Here is a 2689-nt window from a genome sequence, read left to right on the forward strand (position 1 = left end):
ACGGCAAAGCGCTGGGGGCGGGTCGGCGACTCGCCGCTGATCGGCGCCGGCACTTATGCCGACGACCGCTCCGCGGCCGTGTCGGCGACCGGCTCGGGCGAATATTTCATCCGCGCCGTCGCGGCCCACCAGCTTGCGGAGCGGGTGCGGCTTGGCGGCGAGCCGCTCCAGCAAGCAGTGGATGCCGTGCTGGCGGATATCGCGAGCCTCGGCGGCAAGGGCGGCTTGATCGCGGTGGCACCGGACGGCCAAGCGGCATGGGGCTTCACGACCTCGTCGATGTACCGCGGCATGGCCGACGCCGGCGGTCGGATGGTCGCCCTCTATTCGGACGAGGAAGAACGGTAGGGCAGTTCGCGCCGCAGCCACTCGGTCTCGCTCGCCACGGCCGTGCGTTCCTCTTCGAGAAAGTCTGAAACCGCATCGCGGAAGCTGCGGTTGGGCAGGAAGTGCGCCGACCGGGTGATCACCGGCTCATAGCCGCGCGCCACCTTGTGCTCGCCCTGCGCGCCAGCCTGCACCGAGCCCAGCCGATGCTCGATCGCCCATTCGATCGCGCGGTAATAGCATAGCTCGAAATGGAGGTACGGAACCTCGTCGATGGTTCCCCAGTAGCGGCCGTAGAGCGCATCGGGGCCGATGAAGTTGAGCGCGCCGGCGATCGGCAGACCGTCGCGGCATGCGAGGAACAACAGCGCCCGATCACCCATCCGCTCGCCGATCAGGTTGAAAAAGGCGCGGGTGAGATAAGGCCTTCCCCACTTCCGCGAGCCCGTGTCCTGGTAAAAGGCCCACATCGCGTCCCACTCGGCTTGTCCGATGTCGGAGCCGCGAAGCACGCGAATCTCGAGACCGTCGACAGCCGCTGCGCGCTCCTTGCGGATGGTCTTGCGCTTGCGGCTGCTCAGCGCGGCGAGGAAGTCATCGAACGAGCCGAAGCCGCGGTTGAACCAATGATATTGGACGCCATGCCGGACCAGCCAGCCGCGCAGCTCAGCATCCGCGGCGCCTGCCTCGTCGATGAAGGTGATGTGCGCCGAGGACAGGTCGTTCTGGACGGTCAACGCCTCGATCGCGGTGAGAAGCGAGTGCGGACGGCTTCCCAGCAGGCGCGGCCCTGGCACGGGCGTGAACGGCACCGCAACCTGGAGCTTGGGATAGTAGCTCCCGCCCGCGCGCTCCCAGGCCTCGGCCCAGCCGTGGTCGAATACATATTCGCCTTGGCTGTGAGTCTTGAAATAAGCCGGAGCCGCCCCGACGAGATGCGAGGAATCGTCCTCGACCAGGATCGGCGCCGGAGTCCAGCCGGTGCCGGTTCCGACGCTGCCGGAATCCTCAAGCGCGGAGAGGAACGCATGGCTCAGGAACGGATCGCCGCCCGTCAGCCGGTCCCACGCGCGGGCGTTGAGGCCGGAGACGCCGCCGGCGATCCTGGCGATGATCTCGGATTCGCTGTCGGCCATGCCCTCGCGTCAGATAGTGGCGCCGAGATGAACTAGGGCTTCACCGCGACGATGGCGTCGACCTCGACGGCAACACCGAGCGGGAGGACGGCGACTCCGACGGCGCTTCGCGCATGGCGCCCCGCCTCGCCGAACACCTCCTGCATCAGCTCCGAGGCGCCGTTGGCAACCTTGGGCTGGTCGGTGAACGAAGGAGCGCTGTTGACGAAGGCGCCGAGCTTCACGACGCGCTCCACGCGGTCGAGCGACCCGAGCGCCGCCTTCATCTGCGCGAGCAGCATGACCCCGCAGCGGCGGGCGGCTTGCTGGCCCGCTTCCAGCTCCATGTCCTCGCCAAGCCGCCCTTTGATCAGGCTGCCGTCCTCGGCAAAGCTGATCTGGCCCGAGATGTGAAGCATCCCGCCGCTCTCGACGGCGGGGACATAGGAAGCGACCGGGGCCGCGGCTTGCGGAAGCGTGATGCCGAGTTCGGCGAGGCGGTTGTCGATACTCATGGCCCGGGCTCAAGCACTCGGGGGAAGTTGAATCAAGCCTCGCGGGTCACCGTGAACCCCGCGAAGCTCTGGCTGACGGGCATCAGCTCGATGGTGTTGACGTTGAGGTGCGGCGGCAAGTTGGCAAGCCACCAGAAGAGGTCGGCCAAATCATCGGCCGTCATCGGGTTCATGCCCGCGTAGAGCTTGTCGGACGCCTGCTTGTCGCCGCCGGTGCGGACGATGGTGAACTCGGTCTCCGCCATGCCGGGCTCGACCGAAGTGACGCGGACTCCGGTGCCGGCGAGGTCGCAGCGCAGATCGAGCGAGAACTGGCGGACGAACGCCTTGGTGCCGCCGTAAACGGAGCCGCCCTTATAAGGATAGACGCCGGCCACCGACGACAGATTGACGATCTGTCCTTTGCGCTCGACCAGCTTCGGCAGCAGCGCGCGGGTCAGCGCCACCAGCCCGGTCACATTGGTGTCGATGACCGTCTCGATCCGCTCCCAGTCGGTGTCCGGCAGCGGGTCGGTCGGCGGCGCCAGTCCGGCGTTGTTGAGCAGCAGGTCGATGTCGCCCCACGGACGCGACAACTGCACGAGGCGCTCGAGCGCGGCGACGTCGCGCATGTCGACCTCGAGTGGGAGGAAGGAGTCGCCCAGCTCCTCCTGCAGCTTCTTCAGCCGCTCGCCGCGGCGGCCGGTGCCGATGGCGCGCCAGCCGCCCGCGACGAACTTGCGCGCCGCGGCC

At 67.8% G+C, this 2689-nt stretch carries 4 protein-coding genes; 1 reads left to right on the forward strand and 3 read right to left on the reverse strand.

The window, feature by feature from the left end; all coding sequences use genetic code 11:
* A partial coding sequence (locus GH737_RS14190; protein WP_196233212.1) for an isoaspartyl peptidase/L-asparaginase occupies positions 1-348 on the forward strand: 348 nt, incomplete at its 5' end.
* On the opposite strand, the gene GH737_RS14195 is transcribed toward GH737_RS14190, so the two are convergent.
* From GH737_RS14195 to GH737_RS14205, 3 genes are all read right to left on the reverse strand, one after another.
* Positions 324-1463 (reverse strand): GNAT family N-acetyltransferase, encoded by a 1140-nt coding sequence (locus tag GH737_RS14195; RefSeq protein WP_155265427.1) that lies wholly within the window; start codon positions 1461-1463, stop codon positions 324-326. The genes GH737_RS14190 and GH737_RS14195 overlap by 25 nt on opposite strands.
* Positions 1464-1495: 32 nt before the next feature.
* Complete coding sequence (locus tag GH737_RS14200; protein WP_155265428.1) at positions 1496-1957, reverse strand: RidA family protein; 462 nt, start codon at positions 1955-1957, stop codon at positions 1496-1498.
* 32 nt (positions 1958-1989) lie between these two features.
* A partial coding sequence (locus tag GH737_RS14205; RefSeq protein ID WP_155265429.1) for an SDR family NAD(P)-dependent oxidoreductase occupies positions 1990-2689 on the reverse strand: 700 nt, incomplete at its 5' end.

The organism is Sphingomonas segetis, assembly GCF_009720245.1.
Taxonomy (GTDB): Bacteria; Pseudomonadota; Alphaproteobacteria; order Sphingomonadales; family Sphingomonadaceae; genus Sphingomicrobium; species Sphingomicrobium segetis.